Genomic DNA, 17203 nt, shown 5'->3' with positions numbered 1-17203 from the left:
GCCGTTGTTTAGGAGCGCGAATGTTCACCCTGATCCGGCCACTCTCGGCTGTTTTTCTGGCCGTTTTCGCGCTGATCGCTGCGCAGGCCTATGCCCCGATCTATGACCCCGAGGCCGATCTTGGCCGCTTCCCGCTCTATGCGGCGGCGGTCGGTTTCTTGGTCGGCTGGAGGTTTCTGGGCCGACAGATCGGCAAGGCGCTCTGGCATTCGGTCTTTGCCGCATGGCAGGCGGTGGTTCTGGCGGCGGTGGCCACGGCGATGTTTCTGGCCGTGGGCGAGGTGTTCAGACGCGGCTATCGGCGCCAATACGGTGAGGTGATCGAGGCGATCACCGGTTATTTCGGCATTGTCGTCGATTGGTTGAGCCGCGGCTTGGTGCAGGAATTCCTGATCCTACTGGCTGCCGGTGGCACGATCATCGGCGTGGTCCTGCATATTCTATGGGTGATGCTGGAGGCGCGCCGCCATGACCGTTGAGGCTTTGTTCCTTTACGGCACCCTGCGCCACGCCCCGCTGTTGACCTGTGTCGCGGGCTGCGAGGTGCCGACCGAAGTGGCCAGCCTTACGGATCACGCGATCACCCATGCCGCGACGCATGCAGGCGCGCAGCAGGATTTCCCGCTGTTCACCGAACGCGCGGGCGCCATGGCCACCGGCCTACTGGCGCGCCCGAATGCCGAGGCGCGCGCGCGGCTTGATGCCTATGAGCGGGTGTTCGGCTATGACACCACGCAGATCACCGTGGATACCGCCGATGGTCCGGTCGATGCGATCATCTATGTGCCGCGCGCAGAGCTCTGGATGCCGGGGCAGGCGTGGTCGTTAGAGACTTGGGTCGCGGGGCCGGGGCAATTGGCCGTCGATGTCGCCGGCGAGGTCATGGCGCTCCTGGAAACCACCGAGCCCGAGGCGATCTTGGCGCGTTTCGGGATGCTGGAAATGCGCGCGGCCAGCCGCCAGCGCGCGATCGCTGAACCCGCGCCTGCCACGCTGCGCCGTCAATCGGACCCCGCAGATGTGGTGGTCGAAGAGATGCGCCGCCCCTATACGTGGTTTTTTGGCGTTGAAGAGGCCGAACTGAGCTTCCGTCGCTTTGATGGCACCCAATCGGCCCCCGTGACCCGCGCCGGTTTCATCATGGCCGATGCGGTGACCATTCTGCCCTATGACCCGCAGCGCGATACCGTCATGCTGGTCGAGCAATTCCGCTTTGGTCCCTATGCGCGCGGTGACCGCAATCCGTGGCTGCTTGAGCCGATTGCGGGGCGCATTGATCCGGGGGAGACGCCAGAGGACGCCGCGCGCCGCGAGACGCTTGAGGAAACCCGCCTGACCCTGCATGACTTGCACCAGATCGGGCGCTATTACGTCAGCCCCGGTTCGGTCACCGAATATCTGATTTCCTATGTCGCGCTGGCAGATCTGCCGCAATCCGCCGAGGGCGTCGGCGGGGTCGCCGCCGAGGCCGAGGATATCCGCGCCCATGTCATCCCCTTCGCGCAATTGATAGCGCTGATCGAGAGCGGCGAGATCGAGGACGCGCCGCTGATCATCAGCGCGCAATGGCTGGCGATGAACCGCGAGAGGCTGCGCGGTTAAGCATTAACCGGCGCGTCCCAGCGCCGCGCCACCATCATCGCGCTGAATGCCAGAAAGGCGCAGACCCCGACGCCCGCGGTCATCGGCAGCGCGGTTTGATTGTAGAGCGCGGCGATCGGCGCGGCGATGGCGGCCGAGGCCATGGTCGAGATACCACCCATCACCGAACTTGCCGTGCCCGCGATATGGCCCAAGGGCTCCAAGGCCAGTGCATTCAGGTTACCAAACAGCAAACCTATTGAAAAGAAATGCAAAAACATGAAGGTAAAGAACAGCCAGAAGGGTAGCGATCCGATCAGCGCATAGCCGACGAGCACCGTCGCGACGACAGTGCATTGGCCGATCAGCGCGATCACGATCAGCCGCCGCATGCCCAAACGCATGACCAATTGCGCGTTGATAAAGCTGCCCGGCGCCGACAAAAGCGCGCTCAACGCGAACCAAAAGGGGAATTCTGGCAGGCGGTCATAGACATCGTCGTAAATCTGCGCGACCGAAGATAGCCAGACAAAGACCGAGGCGAAGCTAAAGGTTAACGCGGTGAGATAGGCCATCACCTGACGATTGCGGAACACCTCGCGAAAGGCGCGCAAGACCGGACCGGGCTCGAGCGAGACGCGGTTTTCGCGCGGCAAGGTCTCGGGTTGGCGCAGCCAAAGCCAGATCCCGCAGATGCTGCCAAAACCCAGAAAGCTCCAGAAAATCGCCCGCCAGCCGAACAGATGGCCGAGGGTAGCGCCCAATAAGGGCGCGACGGCGGGCACCAGCACAAAGAGCGTCATCGCAAAGGACATCACCCGCGCCATCAACCGCCCCGCGTATTGGTCGCGCACCATGGCTTGGGTAACCACGCGCGGCGCCGCGACGCCCAGCCCCTGCAGGAAGCGCGCGAACAGCAAAACGCCCATATTCTCGCTGGTCGCGGCGATAATCGAGGCCACCATATAGACCGCGATTCCGGCGAGGATCACCGATTTGCGCCCCAAAGCGTCCGAGATTGGTCCGATCATCAACGTGCCGAGGCCCAGCCCGAAGACGAAACTTGTGATCACAAACTGCGCACGATGGGCGGCATCGGGCGCAAGTTCAGCCCCCATATCGGACAGCAGCGGCAGCATGGAATCGATCGAATAGGCGACCGTCGCGAACATCAGCGCGGTGAAGATCACGAACTCGACGAAGGGCATTTTTTGGATTGGTTTCATTGGCTTGCCGCCGCGATATCGTCGATGACCTGGGTCCAGAATTCTGCCGGATGGGCGCCGCTGACGACATATTTACGCCCAATGATAAACCCTGGCACGCCCTGCATCCCGCGTTCGCGGATTTCCGCATCGCGGGCGCGGATGTCCTGTTTGTCGTTATCACCGGCCAAAAGCTGCGCCACCATCGCCCCGTCCAAACCGGCTTTGGCGGCGATCTCGGTCAGCACCATATGCTCCGAGATATCCTGCCCTTGGGTGAAATAGGCCCGAAACAGCGCGTTAACCACCGCGTTTTGCCGTCCCTCAAGCCCCGCCCAGTGGATCAGCCGATGCGCATCCAGCGTCGCCGGCGTGCGGCTGATCTTGGACAGTTCCAACGGCAGCCCGTCGGCATCAGCCGCCTCTTGAATCGGCATATAGGCTTTCAGCACACTCTCGGGCGGGCCGAATTTGGCCTCCAGATATTCGCGCCGGTCCATCCCCTCGGGCGGCATCGACGGATTGAGCATGAAGGGATGCCATTCGATGACAAAGGGATGCTCGGGACGCGCCTCGAGCGCCGCTTCAAGCCGAGATTTACCGATATAACACCAGGGGCAGATCGGGTCGGAAAAGATGTCCAGTTTGGTGCTCATTGCGATCCTTTCCAGCCCGCGCGCAGGGCGGCACGGTTCAATTTGTTATTGGCCGAGCGCGGAATATCCGCGCGCGCGATATAGAGACGCGGCTGCTTATAGCGCGCCAGAACCGTCTCGGCGTGGTCTGCAAGTTCGGCCTCATTGCAGGGGCCATCAGCGACATAAAACAGGGCGATCACTTTGACACCCTCGCGGACCGACAATTCCACCGCGGCGCATTCGCTGATCTGTGGCAGGGCCTCAAAAACGCGCTCGACCTCAAGCGGCGAGACGCGGTAGCCGCCCGCGTTCATCATGTCGTCATCGCGGCCCAGATAGGTGATCGCGCCCGCGTCATCCATCGACACCGTGTCGCCGGTCAGGAACCAGCCATCGGCAAAACGCGCCTCGGTTTGCGCCGCATCGTTCCAATAGCCCAGAAACAACCCTGGGTCCCGCGCGTCGATGGCCATGATCCCCGGCGTGCCACGCACCACCGGTTGATGCGCCGCGTCCAGCACCGCGATCCGGCGTCCGGTCTGGGCAAAACCCGAGGCGCCAAGCGGCGCTGCGCGCTCGGGGCTGGCCGAGACATAGGTTGAGATTTCCGACATGCCGAGGGATTCAAACACCCTTCGTCCGGTGGCCTCCGACCACTTCTCGCGGGTCTCTTCGGGGAGTTTCTCACCGGCAGAGAGCCCGTGACGCAGGCGCGGCAAGGCAGGGATCGGGGACTTCAGAAGTTGCCGGTAAACCCCTGGCGCGGCTGCGAAAATCGTCGCGTCAAAGCGTTTTAGTAAGAGCGGAAGCTGCGCCGGTTTGATGCCGGCGGCGGGGATCAGCGCGGTGGCGCCCAGCGTCCAAGGGTCCAGTAGTCCGGTGCCCAAAGTATAGGTCCAGTTGAATGCGCCCGCATGCAGCAGCCGGTCGCCCTCGGTCAGCCCGTACCAGTCACGCCACATCATCCGCCGCGCCCAAATCGCGCGATGGGCATGCATCACCGCACGCGGCGCGCCCGAGGTGCCGGAGGTGAACACCAGATAGGCCAGACGCTCGGGATCGCCCATCTCAAAATCGCAGGGCGGCAATTCGCGCCAGCTGCGCAAGGTCGCAAGGTCGATCACTTTCGCCGCGATATCAGGGCGCGATATGTCAGGCGCGGCGATCACCGCTTGGGGCGCGATCTGCTGGGCCATGGCGGTGATCTCGGCCTGCGTCAATTGCGATGAGGTCGGCACCGGCACCACGCCCACCGCAATCGCGCCGAGAAAGGCGAGCGGGAAATCCACCGTGTTATCGAGCCTGAGCAACAGCCGGTCGCCTGGGGTCAATCCGGCCTGCAACAGGCCGGTGCCGGTGCCGCGAATGGCGCGGATCAGCGCCGCATAAGACCAGCGTTCGGCGCCGGTGACGCTGAGGATTTGCAAGGCAATCTTGTCGGGCAGCGCTTGCCCCGCGCGCAACACATATTCCGCCAGATTGAACGGCGAGGGGCAGGGCGCGAAGGGGCCGATATCGATTAACGCGTGCATGAAATTTGACTATCCCCGTCACGCGCCGAGGGCAATAGCCCGAGGCCCCGCCCGCGCAATCACCGCCCTGCATCTCGACAAGCGCGCAAATTTGGCGCATGAGACAGCCATTCCAGCAAGGCCCGACGCTATGAGCACATCTTACGCCCCCAGTTTGATCCGTATTGCCCGTGCCGATGGGCGCGACGCTTTGGCCGATCCGGTGGACCTGCCCGAGCGGGTGCGCAGCCTGCGAAAAGAGAGGGGCTGGACCCTCGAGCAAGCGGCGCAGGCGGCCGGGCTGGCACGCTCGACCCTGTCCAAGATCGAGAACGGGCAGATGTCGCCGACCTATGACGGGTTGAAGAAACTGGCCGAGGGGCTGGGGATGTCGGTGCCGCAATTGTTCACCCCGCCGAAATCCGATGTGCCGGGCGGACGGATGACCTCGACGCGCAGTGGCGAGGGCGAGGCGCAGGTGACCACGACCTATGAGCATGAGCTTCTGTCGGGTGGCATGGCGCCAAAGGCGATGCTGCCCTACCGCGCCCGTGTCCGTGCCCGTGCGTTCGAGGATTTCGACGGCTGGGTGCGCCATGACGGCGAAGAGTTCTTATATGTGCTGACTGGCGAAATCCGGCTGTTCTCGGAGTTCTACGCGCCCTTGGACATGAAGCGCGGCGATAGCGCCTATTATGACGCCTCGATGGGGCATAATGTGATCAGCCTGAGCGCCGAGGATGCGACGATCCTCTGGGTCACGTCACTTACCTAAGATCGGGTAAACGGTGCCGTCTGGGTTAACCAATTCAGCGTCAATTGCTTAACAGCCAACCGCCGGAATAGAACCTGCGCAGGGCCCGCGGTTTAACGGCTGAACCAGCCGCGCACGACATTGGAACCGCCGGAAATATCGCGGCCAACGCCTTCAACGGTGTTGCATCCCGCAAGGGTGACAACGCTTAAAGCAAGTGCAAGGCAAAGGCCCATTTTCATTCCGAATACCACCATACCTCGGGCAAGAAGCCGGTCCAGTCGCCATATATGGGCAGATTCTGCGGAAAACGCAACCCCTCGGCCACGGCCAAACGGCTCACCGGCGCATACCAAAACGGGATGACGTAGCGACCGGTCATCAGCACGCGGTCAAGGGCGCGCACGGCGGCGGTGAAGGCCTCTGGCTCCCGCGCATTCAGCATCGCGGTGATCATCGCTTCGACCGCAGGCGTATCGACACCGGCGAGATTGCGCGTGCCCGGCGTCTCGACGCCCTCGGCGCTCCAATAGAGCGTTTGCTCATTGCCCGGCGAGAGCGACATCAGCCGATGCATATAGGTCATGTCGAAATCATATTGATTGGTGCGCTCGACATATTGGGCGGCGTCGATCACCGTGAGATTGGCGGTAATTCCCAGATGTTGCAGGCTCTCGATATAGCTGTTGGCAATCGCCTGTTGGGCGGCGGAGCCCTGTTGCAGCAAGATGTTGAAGGTGAAGGCCTCGCCCGCGCCATTGCGCATAATTCCGCGTTCGTCGGCCTGCCAACCGGCGGCGTTGAGCTGCCGCATCGCCGCGCGCAGGTTGCGCCGGTTCGAGCGTCCGCCGGTCTCGGGCAGCGCATAGGCTTGCAGCGCGTCGGGCGTTAACTCTTCGGCAAACGGGGTTAACAGATCCAGCACCAGCCCCTCTACGGCCTGCGCCCGCATACCCAGATCGGAATTGCCGAAATAGCTGTCTATCCGTGGCTCGGCGCCGCCGTTCACCGTGGCGTTGATCTGGGCGAAATCGAAAGCATGGATCAGCGCATCGCGCACCCGCCAGTCGTCAAAGGGAGCGCGGCGGGTGTTCATCACAAAGCCGCTCATCCCCGAGGGGCGCTGGTGGGGAATTTCCACCTGCCGAATGCGCCCGTCAGTGACCGCGGGGAAATCATAGCTGTCGGCCCAACGCGCCGCGCTCGGCTCGCGCCAGACGCTGATCAGACCAGCTTTGAACGCCTCAAACGCGACGGCGGAATCGCCGTAATACTCATAGCGGATTTCGTCGAGATTATGCTGCCCGCGGAAAAACGGCAGATCCGCACCCCACCAATCCGGCGTGCGGCGGAAGGTGATCGAGCGGCCGGGATCGACGCTGTCGACGACATAGGGGCCCGAGCCGATCAGCGGCGTGAGGGACGATTGATCAAAGGCGCGCCCGTCAGCGTCGAATTGCGCGCGCTGCAGGATCGGGCGCAGACCAAGGATCAACGGCAACTCGCGGTCCGGCTCAGTAAAGGTGAAGCGCAGCGACTGCGGGCCAGTTTGCTGCATCGTAGCAATTTTCGTCCAGGCGTTGCGATAGCGTGGGTGGCCTTGGGTGCCCATCACCTCAAACGACCACATCACATCCGCCACCGTGACCGGGCTGCCATCCGAGAATCGGGCCGATTCGCGCAGGGTAAACTCGACAAAACTGCGCGCTTCATCGGTTTCGACGCTCTCGGCCAGCACACCATAGAGCGCAAACGGCTCATCATAGCTGCGCCCCAGAAGGCTTTGGACGGTCAGCAAATTGACGCCCCAAGGCGCCGAGCCGCGCAGAATATAGGGATTGAGCGAATCAAATCCGCCGATTTCGGCAAAAACGATTCGCCCGCCAGAGGGCGAATCGGGGTTCGCATAGGGTAGAGACACGAAATCTGGTGGTAGAGCGGGCGCGCCATACATCGAAATGCCATGCTGGGGTTGCGCGCTTGCAGGCACTGCAAATCCCGCGTGTAAAATCGCGAAAACCGCCGCTAGGATGCTTGTGGGTAAAGCTCGGGCGCGCATTATATGCATATCGGAAACAATCCTTCTGGCGGGCTGCGATAGGCTGTAAGTAGCTGGGTAAGTCCACGTAATCAAACTTTTAGCTTGGATACCTGAAACGGATTGGCTATAAGTATCTCACTGCTCGATAGGTTTCTTGCCTGTATGAAACCTGCCTCAACGACTTGCGCCCGCCTTGTGCGGGCGCTTTTTTTTGGCTCTGGTCATTGATCTCAAGCGCGGTATGCTGCGGTTGCAACATCACCGATGAGGACCGTATGACCACCAAAATCTTGCACGGAAAACGCGCCATTGTCACCGGATCGAACTCGGGGATCGGGTTGGGGATTGCCGAGGAATTGGCCGCGGCGGGGGCCGAGGTGGTGTTGAACTCTTTCACTGACCGTGACGAGGACCACGCGCTGGCCGCCGAACTTGCCCAACGCCACGGCGTCGCGGTGCGCTATATCAAGGCCGATATGTCCAAGGGCGATGAATGCCGCGCGTTGATCGAACAGTCAGGCGGCTGCGATATCTTGGTGAACAACGCCGGCATCCAGCATGTCGCCAAGCTTGAGGAATTTCCCGCCGAGAAATGGGATGCGATCATCGCGATCAATATGTCGTCGGCCTTTCATTGCACGGCGGCGGCGCTGCCAGCGATGTATCAGGCCGGTTGGGGGCGGGTGATCAATGTCGCCTCGGCCCATGGTCTGACCGCCTCGCCGTTCAAATCCGCCTATGTCGCGGCGAAACACGGGGTGGTCGGGTTAACCAAAGTGACGGGGCTAGAAGCGGCAGGCAGTGGCGTGACCTGCAACGCGATCTGCCCCGGCTATGTGCTGACCCCGATTGTCGAAAAGCAAATCCCTGACCAGATGAAAACCCATAATATGGACCGCGAGACGGTGATCAAAGAGGTGATGCTGTCGCGCCAGCCCTCGGGCGAATTTGCCACCACCGAACAGGTCGGCGGGATTGCCGTGTTCCTGTGCTCGGGGGCAGCCGACCAGATCACCGGCACGACGATTTCCGTCGACGGCGGCTGGACCGCGCTGTGACATTGGCCCACGGATGAGCGCGCCCAAACGGATCAATCTAGCGCTGCAAGGCGGCGGCGCGCATGGCGCGTTCACTTGGGGCGTGCTCGACCGTATCCTCGAAACCGACACGCTGGAGATCGCCGCGATCACCGGCACCTCGGCGGGGGCGCTGAATGGCGCGGCGCTCAAGGCAGGTTTGGTGAACGGCGGGCGCGAGGGCGCGCGGGAGGCTCTGCGCGCCCTATGGGAGGGCTTGGGCGGTGTCGGTGATCTGCGCGCGGTCGGCTGGTTTCGCCCCTTCCTGCCGCCACTCGAGGTCGCCGCGCAGATCAGCGACGCGCTGATGCCGGTCTCGCCCGGCAATCTGGCGACACAGGTGCTCAGCCCCTATGACTGGGGGCCGTTCTGGCAAAACCCGATGCAGCCTGTGGTTGACCGGCTCGATATGGCGGCGGTCTGTGCCGATGCGGGGCCAAAGCTCTTCGTCGCCGCGACCAATGTGCATTCGGGCAAAGTGCGGGTGTTCTCGGAGGCCGAGGTGACGCCCGATGCGATCCTTGCCTCGGCCTGCCTGCCGACGGTGTTTCGCGCGGTGGAAATCGGCGATGCGCATTATTGGGACGGCGGTTATTCGGGCAACCCCTCGCTCTATCCGCTTTATGAACCATCGCTGCCCGATGATATATTGATCATCTCGATCAACCCGTTTTACCGCCCCGAGGTGCCGCAATCGGCGCTTGAAATCATGAACCGCGTCAATGAAATCAGCTTTAATTCCGCGCTGTTACGCGATCTGCGCGCGGTGGCCTTTGTCAAACGGCTGCTGGCTGATGGCAAGATGACACCGGGAACGATGAAGGATGTGCTGGTGCATATGATCTCGGATGATGCGCTGATGCGCGGGCTCTCTGCGCGCACCAAAATGACCCCGACGCCCTATTTGCTTGATACGCTGTTTCAGGCCGGACGCAGCGCCGCCGACCGGTTTTTGGCGCAGCATGAGGCGGATATCGGCACCCGCGGCACCCTCGATCTGGTCGAGATGTTCAGCTAGAGACGCGTTTGCGGGGGCTGGATTTGACCTTGCCTGGATTGTCGGGATCGGGGACCACCAGACCGGCCGAGATCACCAGTTTCGCCGCCTCTTCAACGGACATATCAAGTTCTATCACATCCGCAGCCGGCACGAACAGCAAGAACCCCGAGGTCGGGTTGGGCGTCGTCGGCAGAAACACCGAGACCATCCCCGCGCCATTCCCCGCTTTGCTGGCAACCTCGCCCCGCGTGTCGGTCGAGATAAAGGCCATCGCCCAGATGCCGCGGCGGGGATATTCGACCAGACAGGCCTTTTTGAACGAGGTGTTACTTTGGGCAAAGACCGTCTCGGCGATCTGTTTGAGCCCGTTATAGACCGAGCGCACCACCGGCATGCGCGCGACGATATCCTCGCTCCATTGGATCAGACTGCGGCCGATATAGCCCTTGGCCAGCCAGCCCACTACCAGCGTGAAAATCAGAAACACCGCCACACCAAGCCCCGGCACATCGGGCACGGTGACGGCGCTGGGAATGATACGTTGCGGGATCAGCGGCAGCACGCGGCTGTCGAAAAACTCGACCACCGTGGTGATCAGCCAGATCGTCAGAACCGCAGGGCTTACAATCACCAGCCCGGTCAGAAACGACGAGCGCAGACCGGCGAGAAAACCGCGACGCTGCGGGCGAGGGGGCTGGGACATGGAGATGCGACCAAACTAGGATACAAAGATATTTATGCAGCCACCGGCAGGCTTGCAAGTGCCGATAGCGCGCCGCCGGTGAATAGGCGCGGCGCGCAATAGGCGAAGGTCGCAGGCTTTACATGGGGGGCAGGCGGCCCGGATCGGGCCACCTGATTAACCATTACAGCAATGCCGCGGCGATTTGTGCCGCCAGCCGCGCGTTGTTGCGCACCAGCGCGATATTGGCGTCGAGCGAACGGCCTTCGGTCTGTTCGAAAATTCGCGCCAGCAAGAAGGGCGTCACCTCTTTGGCCGAGATGTTCTGCGCGGCGGCGGCGGCCAGCGCCTCTTCGATCACCGGCACGATCTCGGCGCGGGGGATTTCGGCGTCGGCGGGGATCGGATTGGTCACCAATTGCCCGCCGCGCAGCCCCAGTTGAACGCGCATTTTATGCGAGGCGGCAATCTGCGCGGCGCTGTCCATGCGCAGGGGTGCGGTCAGACCGGACTCGCGTGACCAGAAGGCGGGGATCTGGTCTTGCCCGTAGGCGATCACCGGCACGCCCAAAGTTTCCAGCACTTCCACGGTCTTGGGCAGATCAAGGATCGCCTTGGCCCCGGCGCCGACCACGGTGACCGGCGTTTGCGCCAACTCGTGCAAATCCGCCGAAATGTCAAAGCTGGTTTCTGCGCCGCGGTGCACGCCGCCGATGCCGCCGGTGGCAAAGACCGAAATTCCGGCCATCTCGGCGCAGATCATCGTCGCGGCCACGGTCGTCGCACCGTCGCGTCCCAGCGCCAGACAGGCGGCCAGATCGGCGCGGCTGAGCTTCATCACATCCTGCGCCTGACCCAAAGCGTCCAGCTCCTCGGGCTCGAGCCCGATATGGATGCGGCCCTTGAGGATCGCGATGGTCGCCGGAACCGCGCCGCCTTCGCGCACGTCATCCTCGACGGTCCGCGCGGTCTCGACGTTCTGCGGAAAGGGCATCCCGTGGGTGATGATGGTCGATTCCAGCGCCACAATCGGGCGGCCCTGGGCGCGGGCCTGCGCCACTTCTTTCGAGTAAATCAGCGTGTCATTGGTCATGGTTAATCTCCGTTTTCGCCATCATCGGCAAAGGCAACATAGGCAGCGGCGGCGGCTTGCGCCTGTTTGAGCGCATCAGCGCGTTCTGCGCCGCGGCTTTCGGCGTAAATATGCGCCGCCATAAAAGTATCACCCGCGCCGGTAATACGGCGCGGGCGCACGACATGCGCGGGGCGGGTGAATGTCTCGGCACCGCGCGCCGCATCCGAGGCATCGGTGCCGCCATCGGTGACCAAGGCGCGCGCGGCGCCTTTGGCGACCAGACCTTCGGCGGCGGCGCGGCTACCGTCGAATGCGGTCTCGCAGAGCAGCTCGGCCTCTTGGCGGTTGACGTAAAGCGTCGCGCGCGGATGCGCCATCACCGGCAGCAGCCGCTCGGCCTTGCCCGGGCTGGCGGGCGCAATGCGTAGATCAGCGGCAGAGAAGATCGGCGAGCCGGCAATCTCGGCCAGCAGCTCGGCGGTCAGATTGCCGTCGAGCGCGATTTGCCCCGCCCAAGGCTGCTGCGCCGTGGCCAGCCGCCCGTCGTGCAGCGCCTGCAGGATATCGGCGCCCGCCGCCTCTAGCGTATGCGCATCGGCAATCGCCGCGACCAGACCGGTGGCATCCTCGATCGCCATGTAGCGGTCGGTGGGCCGCTCGGCGATACGGTGGGCGAACCGCGTGTCGACGCCAAGTTGCGCCACCGCCTGCAGCAATTCATCACCTTCGGGATCGCCGCCAATCGCGGTCAATACCGCAGGCGCCATACCAAAGCGCGCCAGCGTCATCGCGATATTCATCGCCACACCGCCGGGCAAACGGGTGATCAACCCGCCCATATCGCGCCGCGTCGCCAGCGCCATCTCGGTGCGCCCGATAATGTCCCACAGGACCGAGCCGATACAGAGGATATCAGGAGAAGGGTTCATGAAAGGTTAAACCTCACGGCAGAAACAGGACCGCGGGCAGAAAACCCACGCGCCGCAGATACCGGGGCAACCTGCGGCCTGCACGCGGATGGCGTCACAGGTGGCAGGGTCGAAAGCGCCATGCGGAGCGGGTGGGTCATCGTCATATTGGGCCACGCGGGGGGCAAAAAGTCCAGAGTGGACAGCGGGTTTGGCGAGGTCGCGCTGGTTTGCGCCTATCGCCAGTGATCGGGGCTGCGCTTGTGCACAAAGGGCAGATTGGTGGATATGCGCTGCTCATACGCGGCTTGCGTGAGGAAACGCAACCCCGCGCGCTCGGTCTCGCTCTGCTGCGCGGCAAACACCTCAAGCGTCAGCTGCGCGGGGCCGCTATCCCACCATGCATAGGGCGTCTGTGTCTTGGTTAACCGATTGGCGATGCGCGCGGTCAAACGGGTGAACAATGGCAGAGCGGGCAGGGTGGCGAGAAAATTATTGGCGATGGTGCCATGGCCCTCTTCGATCACCATCACCGCGCGCGCATCGGCGAGCCAAGGCGTGACCGGCGCACGCGGGAATTCATCGAGATCGGCAAATACCCCGCCCTCCTGCGCGATCAATGCGACGCGAAACAGATCGGCGCGCAAGGCCGGTTGGCTGAGCCGTGCAAAGACCGGCGCGAGGTCCGGTGCATTTTGCTCCAGCCATGCCGCGGCGCTCTGCGCGTCGAACACGCGTTGTGCGAAACCTTGATGCAGTTGCGCCCATGTCTCGATCCCGCGCGACACCCCGCTGCTGCGCGGCCCCTCCCAATAATGCCAGAGCTGGCGCGGGACCACTTGGGTCTGCTGCGGCGGGATAAAATCTGGCGGGGTCAACGCAAAATGGCGCGCGGCAAGCCCCGGCGAATTGGTCGCTGCGCGCCCCTCGGTCTGCGCCTCAGCAGCATCGCGCACAATCATATCACGCAGATCATCCTTCGGGGGCGTGCCCAGTTCGATGGTTTTAAGCTCATGAAAACGCTGCAAATGATCCTGTGCAGCGGCGAATTCACCGGCAAAATACTCCATCCGCGCGGCAGACAAGATCAGCCCCAAGCGGGTCGGATGCCTTGATAATGCAGGCGAAAGCGCGCGGCGCGCGGCCTTGGTATCGCGCTTGGCTAGAGCGATTTCTGCGGCCCAATAGGCGTGATCCGCGCGCAAGGGCCAGTCTTGCGGCATCGGGTCCAACTCTGCCGCAGCCGCCTCCAATGCCCCGCACCGCATGTGCCACTGCGTCCGCGACAGGCGCAACCGTAGCGCTGTATCAGGCGGCAATGGCGGCGGGATTTCGGTGAGCCTTAGCGCGGCGTCCGGCCGTCCGATCCGCGCCAGAATTGCGGCGCGATCCGGCGCAAACCGATTGTCTGACATTAACTCAGCCGCCAACCCGTCCCAATCTTCGCAAATCTCGCGCAGGGTCAGCCAGAGCCCACGCAACGCCGCATTCTCGGGGTAAAGCCGCTGCGCCGCACAGGCATGTTGATAGGCGGCGGCATAGTCGGGGATTGGGGCTTGCGCGGCCTCCAACAGCAGACAGCGCAGGTGCTGCAGATGCTGGCGTTCCGACCATGTCCATGGTGTATCTGCGGGCAGATGTTTGGTTAACAGCCGCCGCGCCGTGGCGGGGTCGTTTTGCTCTATCGCCAGCCGGATACGCTGCGCCACCACCTCCGCGTGCCCCTCGGGATGGGCCGCGCGCAGACGCTCAACCGCATGGCGCGCATGGGTAAAATCGCGCTCGGTTATAAAGACGTCAATTAACCATGCCCAAAGCGGCGGATGCGCGGAAAACCCAAAGTGCAGGGTCTGGTAACGCTGGGTCAGCGCCCGCGCCCCCCGGTTGCGCCACAGATGCAAGAGCGACAGGCGCAAAGCACCGGGCAGGGCCAAAGGCTCCGGCGCCTCGCCGGAGAGGATTGCCAATTCCGCCCGCGCCAGCCGGTCGGCATCATAGCTATCGGACTGTGGATCAAGATCGGCCAGAACCGCCCGCGCCTGTTCGCAGCGGCCCAGCCCCCAAAGGGCCCAAGCCAAGACCCCGAAGCGGCGGCCCTGCGCCTCCACCCGTCGCTGCAATTCGGCCAAAGCGGGCTCGGGATCGACGCGCGCCGATACCGTGGCCTGCATGGCAACCTGCGCCAGATCAATCGACCAATCCCATTGCGCCAAAGCCCTCGTGAGCGCGGGATCCAATGGCAAACCATGTCGCGCCAAAGCCTGTAAAGCGGCCAAAGCCTCGGGATAATCCAGCCCTTGGGCGATCCGCGCCGCCAGATCCTGCGCGGGCGCTTGCGGGGCAGAAAGCGGGCCGGACCACAGGCTGCGCGCCAGCGAATACTCCATGGTTAACGCCCCAACATACGGTCGCCCTCGGTGAACCGCATACCCAGCGCATCCTCTGCCGCCTGCCGATACTGCCACGTCAGACCCTGCAGGAACATCAACACCGCGCGGTCAATTTCGAACTTTTCGGACACCCAAACGCGGCCCGTCATCAGCCCGTTGAATAGCTGCCTTTGGGGCGCATCCATCTCATCCGCATCAAGCCCGAGTTGCGCAAATACCGCCCCAATACTGGCCGCGCGGTCGGTGTGAAAATCCTCATAATTCAACAAGATAAGATCAGGATAGCGCGCTCGCCAGGCGGTGACATTGCGCAGATAATCACCGTGTTCCTCAAGCCGCGCCTCCTGTGCGAATGCCTCGAATTGCGGGCCGAGTTTCAGCGGTTCCGAATGGTCTTTGCCCAGATGCCAGAGCATATGCATCCGCAGCGCCGAAACCGCCCGCGCAAGCGGATCGCGGAGGATGTAAAACACCTTCGCGCCCGGGTTCAACGCCTTGCAATCGTCAATCTGCGCCTCGGTCAGACAGGCGTATTCCGGGGTGAAATCCATCGACAACTGCGCCGGATCTTGCGGGGTCAGCAACTGCCGATACCAATCCGCACCGCGCTGCGCGTTCCAGTCCCAATAATGCGCCTCTTTGTCGGTCGAGGTGACCGGTTCGGAATCGGGAAACGCGTAGGTGGAGGGGTGGCAATTTAGCACCGAATGCAGCCAACTGGTCGAGCCTTTCTGGCAGCCGATACACAGGATATCGGCGATATTCTCGCGGCTCTTCATGCCAGCCCTTCCAATAATCCCGCGCCCTCGGCAAAGCGCAATCCGGTCTCTTCCTCGGTGCGGCGGCGTTCATTCCATGTCGCGCCGTGCAGAAAATGCAAAGCATCCGCGTCAATCGCATAGGCCGGCGTTTGCCAGATAACCCGCGCGGCGCGACTGGTGATCCGCTCTTGATCGGCAGTGGGAAGTGCCTCGAACCCGAGCCCGCAATGCTGCAGGACCGTCTTTAATCCCGCCAGCGGATCGGCGGCGAGATCCTCGAAATTGAGCACCAAGAGATCAGGGTATTGCCGCCGCCAACGCCGGATGTTCGCGCTATAAGCGCCGTGTTCCCAGATGCGCGCCTGTGCACATTTCTTCAGGAATGCGTCGCCATAGGTGATCTTGTAGTCCTCGGCGGCGGCATTCTGGCTCGCCCACATGCTGTGCATACGCTGCGCAGAAAGCGCCCGCGCCAAGGGATCGCGCAGGATATAGATCACCTTGGCCTCAGGGTTCAGCGCCTTGCAATGGGCGATATGCTCGGTATTTAAGAATGCGTAATCAGGCGTGAAATCAAGGCCTTGCAACTCGTCCTTAAGGGGGCGCATTAACACCCGGTACCAGTCATCTCCGCGCTTCAGGTTCCAGTCCCAGTAATGCGCCTCTTTAGAGGTGGAGGTCACCGGCTCGAAGTTCGGGAATGCCCAAGTGCCCGGATGCGCGGACATCGCGTGGTGCAACCAACTGGTCATTGAGCGCTGTGCGCCAATGCACAGAATGTCAGCGGCGTTCACACGGCTCATGCATCGGCCTCGGCGTATGCGGCCAAATCATCCGGTAAATCCCATTGCCCGCGGTAGGCGGCGAGGTGGTTCTGCAGTGCCGTAGCATCGCCCGCCAGATGCGCGGCCTCGATGGCTTTGCGGCGGCGGAAGGGATTGTCGCCCGCGCCGGTTGCGGTGGCAAAACAGGCGAGGGCTTGCGGGTAATCCTCGGCCCGCAGGCAGAGGTCACCCAACATGCGCAGCGCATAACCGGTGCTGCCGCTGCCATCGTCGCGAAACCCGGGCGCAGCAATCCGGCGGCGCAGCACCGGCTCGATCAACGCGGCCAGACGACACCCCGCCGTGAGCCGATTGAAATCGAACAGCGGCAGGATGCTGCCGGCGATGCGCGCGGGATCATGGGGCAGGGCGTCGGGATCGGCGTGCAATTGCGCCATCAACCGCTGCAGCGCCATATCGGCTACCTGCCAGGCGCGAAAGAAATCCAGATACAGAAACAGCGCCACCGGATCAGCAGCATCGCGCGCCGAGGGCCAGCTGGTGGCATCGCCCAAGACCATCGGCTGCGTCATGAACCTGTCGTCCATAGCGTTGCGGGCGCGGCTCAACAGGCGGGCGGTATCACGTTTGGCATGCGGTTCGAAATCGACCAGCCGCTCCTTGCCCTCCTCGTCCAGCACCGTGGCAATGCAGCGGTAACGGCTGCGTTGTTGCGCGACATCGCCAAGCCGCAGGTACAGGTCAATCCCGCGCTCTCCGCGCACGGCAAGATCGGTCGGATCGGGATCGAACATCG

16 protein-coding genes are annotated in these 17203 nt (G+C 62.9%); 5 read left to right on the top strand and 11 right to left on the bottom strand.

The features are described 5' to 3' along the window. Positions 1-20: 20 nt before the first annotated feature. Together DDE20_RS11490 and DDE20_RS11485 are read left to right on the top strand one after the other, a co-directional pair. On the top strand, positions 21-479 hold the full coding sequence (locus DDE20_RS11490; RefSeq protein ID WP_116558633.1) for a TrgA family protein: 459 nt from the start codon (positions 21-23) through the stop codon (positions 477-479). After that, positions 469-1602: an NUDIX domain-containing protein gene (locus DDE20_RS11485; RefSeq protein ID WP_116558632.1), complete on the top strand. Its 1134-nt coding sequence runs from the start codon at positions 469-471 to the stop codon at positions 1600-1602. The genes DDE20_RS11490 and DDE20_RS11485 overlap by 11 nt, the downstream gene beginning before the upstream one ends. Here the strand turns inward: DDE20_RS11485 and DDE20_RS11480 are convergent. The 3 genes from DDE20_RS11480 to DDE20_RS11470 are packed head-to-tail and all read right to left on the bottom strand — an operon-like array spanning position 1599 to position 4956. Next, entirely contained in the window at positions 1599-2807 is a 1209-nt protein-coding gene (locus DDE20_RS11480; RefSeq protein WP_116558631.1) for a multidrug effflux MFS transporter, read from the bottom strand. The two genes, DDE20_RS11485 and DDE20_RS11480, sit on opposite strands and share 4 nt — an antisense overlap. Further along, positions 2804-3442: a DsbA family oxidoreductase gene (locus DDE20_RS11475; RefSeq protein ID WP_116558630.1), complete on the bottom strand. Its 639-nt coding sequence runs from the start codon at positions 3440-3442 to the stop codon at positions 2804-2806. The genes DDE20_RS11480 and DDE20_RS11475 overlap by 4 nt, the downstream gene beginning before the upstream one ends. Continuing rightward, positions 3439-4956 carry a class I adenylate-forming enzyme family protein gene (locus tag DDE20_RS11470; RefSeq protein ID WP_116558629.1) on the bottom strand — a complete coding sequence of 506 codons (1518 nt, stop codon included), beginning with the start codon at positions 4954-4956 and terminating at the stop codon, positions 3439-3441. The genes DDE20_RS11475 and DDE20_RS11470 overlap by 4 nt, the downstream gene beginning before the upstream one ends. A gap of 130 nt (positions 4957-5086) precedes the next feature. Here DDE20_RS11470 and DDE20_RS11465 point away from each other — a divergent pair, with 130 nt between their 5' ends. Continuing rightward, a complete protein-coding gene (locus tag DDE20_RS11465; protein WP_116558628.1) occupies positions 5087-5710 on the top strand; it encodes a helix-turn-helix domain-containing protein in 624 nt (207 codons plus the stop codon). A gap of 217 nt (positions 5711-5927) precedes the next feature. On the opposite strand, the gene DDE20_RS11460 is transcribed toward DDE20_RS11465, so the two are convergent. Then, a complete protein-coding gene (locus tag DDE20_RS11460; protein ID WP_420812367.1) occupies positions 5928-7748 on the bottom strand; it encodes an extracellular solute-binding protein in 1821 nt (606 codons plus the stop codon). Between the two features lie 257 nt (positions 7749-8005). On the opposite strand from DDE20_RS11460, the gene DDE20_RS11455 reads away from it, so the two are divergent. Next, complete coding sequence (locus tag DDE20_RS11455; RefSeq protein WP_116558626.1) at positions 8006-8788, top strand: 3-hydroxybutyrate dehydrogenase; 783 nt, start codon at positions 8006-8008, stop codon at positions 8786-8788. Between the two features lie 13 nt (positions 8789-8801). Continuing rightward, on the top strand, positions 8802-9824 hold the full coding sequence (locus tag DDE20_RS11450; protein WP_116558625.1) for a patatin-like phospholipase family protein: 1023 nt from the start codon (positions 8802-8804) through the stop codon (positions 9822-9824). Here DDE20_RS11450 and DDE20_RS11445 read toward each other — a convergent pair. The 7 genes from DDE20_RS11445 to DDE20_RS11415 form a co-directional block, all read right to left on the bottom strand. Beyond that, entirely contained in the window at positions 9817-10509 is a 693-nt protein-coding gene (locus tag DDE20_RS11445) for a DUF502 domain-containing protein (protein WP_116558624.1), read from the bottom strand. The genes DDE20_RS11450 and DDE20_RS11445 overlap by 8 nt on opposite strands. Positions 10510-10672: 163 nt before the next feature. Next, positions 10673-11581, bottom strand: coding sequence for a pseudouridine-5'-phosphate glycosidase (locus DDE20_RS11440; RefSeq protein WP_116558623.1), 909 nt, complete (start codon positions 11579-11581; stop codon positions 10673-10675). A gap of 2 nt (positions 11582-11583) precedes the next feature. Then, the gene (locus DDE20_RS11435) at positions 11584-12492 is read right to left on the bottom strand and encodes a PfkB family carbohydrate kinase (protein WP_116558622.1); all 909 of its coding nucleotides are present in this window, start codon (positions 12490-12492) and stop codon (positions 11584-11586) included. A gap of 215 nt (positions 12493-12707) precedes the next feature. Next, on the bottom strand, positions 12708-14858 hold the full coding sequence (locus DDE20_RS11430; RefSeq protein WP_116558621.1) for a glycosyltransferase: 2151 nt from the start codon (positions 14856-14858) through the stop codon (positions 12708-12710). A 2-nt stretch (positions 14859-14860) separates the two neighbouring features. Continuing rightward, positions 14861-15640 (bottom strand): sulfotransferase family protein, encoded by a 780-nt coding sequence (locus tag DDE20_RS11425; protein ID WP_116558620.1) that lies wholly within the window; start codon positions 15638-15640, stop codon positions 14861-14863. Beyond that, positions 15637-16425: a sulfotransferase family protein gene (locus DDE20_RS11420; RefSeq protein ID WP_116558619.1), complete on the bottom strand. Its 789-nt coding sequence runs from the start codon at positions 16423-16425 to the stop codon at positions 15637-15639. The genes DDE20_RS11425 and DDE20_RS11420 overlap by 4 nt, the downstream gene beginning before the upstream one ends. After that, positions 16422-17201: a hypothetical protein gene (locus DDE20_RS11415; protein WP_116558618.1), complete on the bottom strand. Its 780-nt coding sequence runs from the start codon at positions 17199-17201 to the stop codon at positions 16422-16424. Before DDE20_RS11415 ends, DDE20_RS11420 begins: the two co-directional genes overlap by 4 nt. Between the last annotated feature and the right edge of the window lie 2 nt (positions 17202-17203).

Source organism: Pararhodobacter oceanensis, assembly GCF_003076755.1.
GTDB classification, from domain to species: Bacteria; Pseudomonadota; Alphaproteobacteria; order Rhodobacterales; family Rhodobacteraceae; genus Pararhodobacter; species Pararhodobacter oceanensis.
This window is presented reverse-complemented; position numbering and strand designations above follow the sequence as displayed.

Excerpts from the sequence above, each read along its gene's own strand:
- DDE20_RS11475 (WP_116558630.1), bottom strand. The coding sequence starts at position 3,442 with ATGAGCACCAAACTGGACATCTTTTCCGACCCGATCTGCCCCTGGTGT.
- DDE20_RS11430 (WP_116558621.1), bottom strand. The coding sequence starts at position 14,858 with ATGGAGTATTCGCTGGCGCGCAGCCTGTGGTCCGGCCCGCTTTCTGCC.
- DDE20_RS11435 (WP_116558622.1), bottom strand. The coding sequence starts at position 12,492 with ATGAACCCTTCTCCTGATATCCTCTGTATCGGCTCGGTCCTGTGGGAC.
- DDE20_RS11455 (WP_116558626.1), top strand. The coding sequence starts at position 8,006 with ATGACCACCAAAATCTTGCACGGAAAACGCGCCATTGTCACCGGATCG.
- DDE20_RS11415 (WP_116558618.1), bottom strand. The coding sequence starts at position 17,201 with ATGTTCGATCCCGATCCGACCGATCTTGCCGTGCGCGGAGAGCGCGGG.
- DDE20_RS11480 (WP_116558631.1), bottom strand. The coding sequence starts at position 2,807 with ATGAAACCAATCCAAAAAATGCCCTTCGTCGAGTTCGTGATCTTCACC.
- DDE20_RS11460 (WP_420812367.1), bottom strand. The coding sequence starts at position 7,748 with ATGCGCGCCCGAGCTTTACCCACAAGCATCCTAGCGGCGGTTTTCGCG.
- DDE20_RS11465 (WP_116558628.1), top strand. The coding sequence starts at position 5,087 with ATGAGCACATCTTACGCCCCCAGTTTGATCCGTATTGCCCGTGCCGAT.
- DDE20_RS11470 (WP_116558629.1), bottom strand. The coding sequence starts at position 4,956 with ATGCACGCGTTAATCGATATCGGCCCCTTCGCGCCCTGCCCCTCGCCG.
- DDE20_RS11440 (WP_116558623.1), bottom strand. The coding sequence starts at position 11,581 with ATGACCAATGACACGCTGATTTACTCGAAAGAAGTGGCGCAGGCCCGC.
- DDE20_RS11425 (WP_116558620.1), bottom strand. The coding sequence starts at position 15,640 with ATGAAGAGCCGCGAGAATATCGCCGATATCCTGTGTATCGGCTGCCAG.
- DDE20_RS11445 (WP_116558624.1), bottom strand. The coding sequence starts at position 10,509 with ATGTCCCAGCCCCCTCGCCCGCAGCGTCGCGGTTTTCTCGCCGGTCTG.
- DDE20_RS11490 (WP_116558633.1), top strand. The coding sequence starts at position 21 with ATGTTCACCCTGATCCGGCCACTCTCGGCTGTTTTTCTGGCCGTTTTC.
- DDE20_RS11450 (WP_116558625.1), top strand. The coding sequence starts at position 8,802 with ATGAGCGCGCCCAAACGGATCAATCTAGCGCTGCAAGGCGGCGGCGCG.
- DDE20_RS11420 (WP_116558619.1), bottom strand. The coding sequence starts at position 16,425 with ATGAGCCGTGTGAACGCCGCTGACATTCTGTGCATTGGCGCACAGCGC.
- DDE20_RS11485 (WP_116558632.1), top strand. The coding sequence starts at position 469 with ATGACCGTTGAGGCTTTGTTCCTTTACGGCACCCTGCGCCACGCCCCG.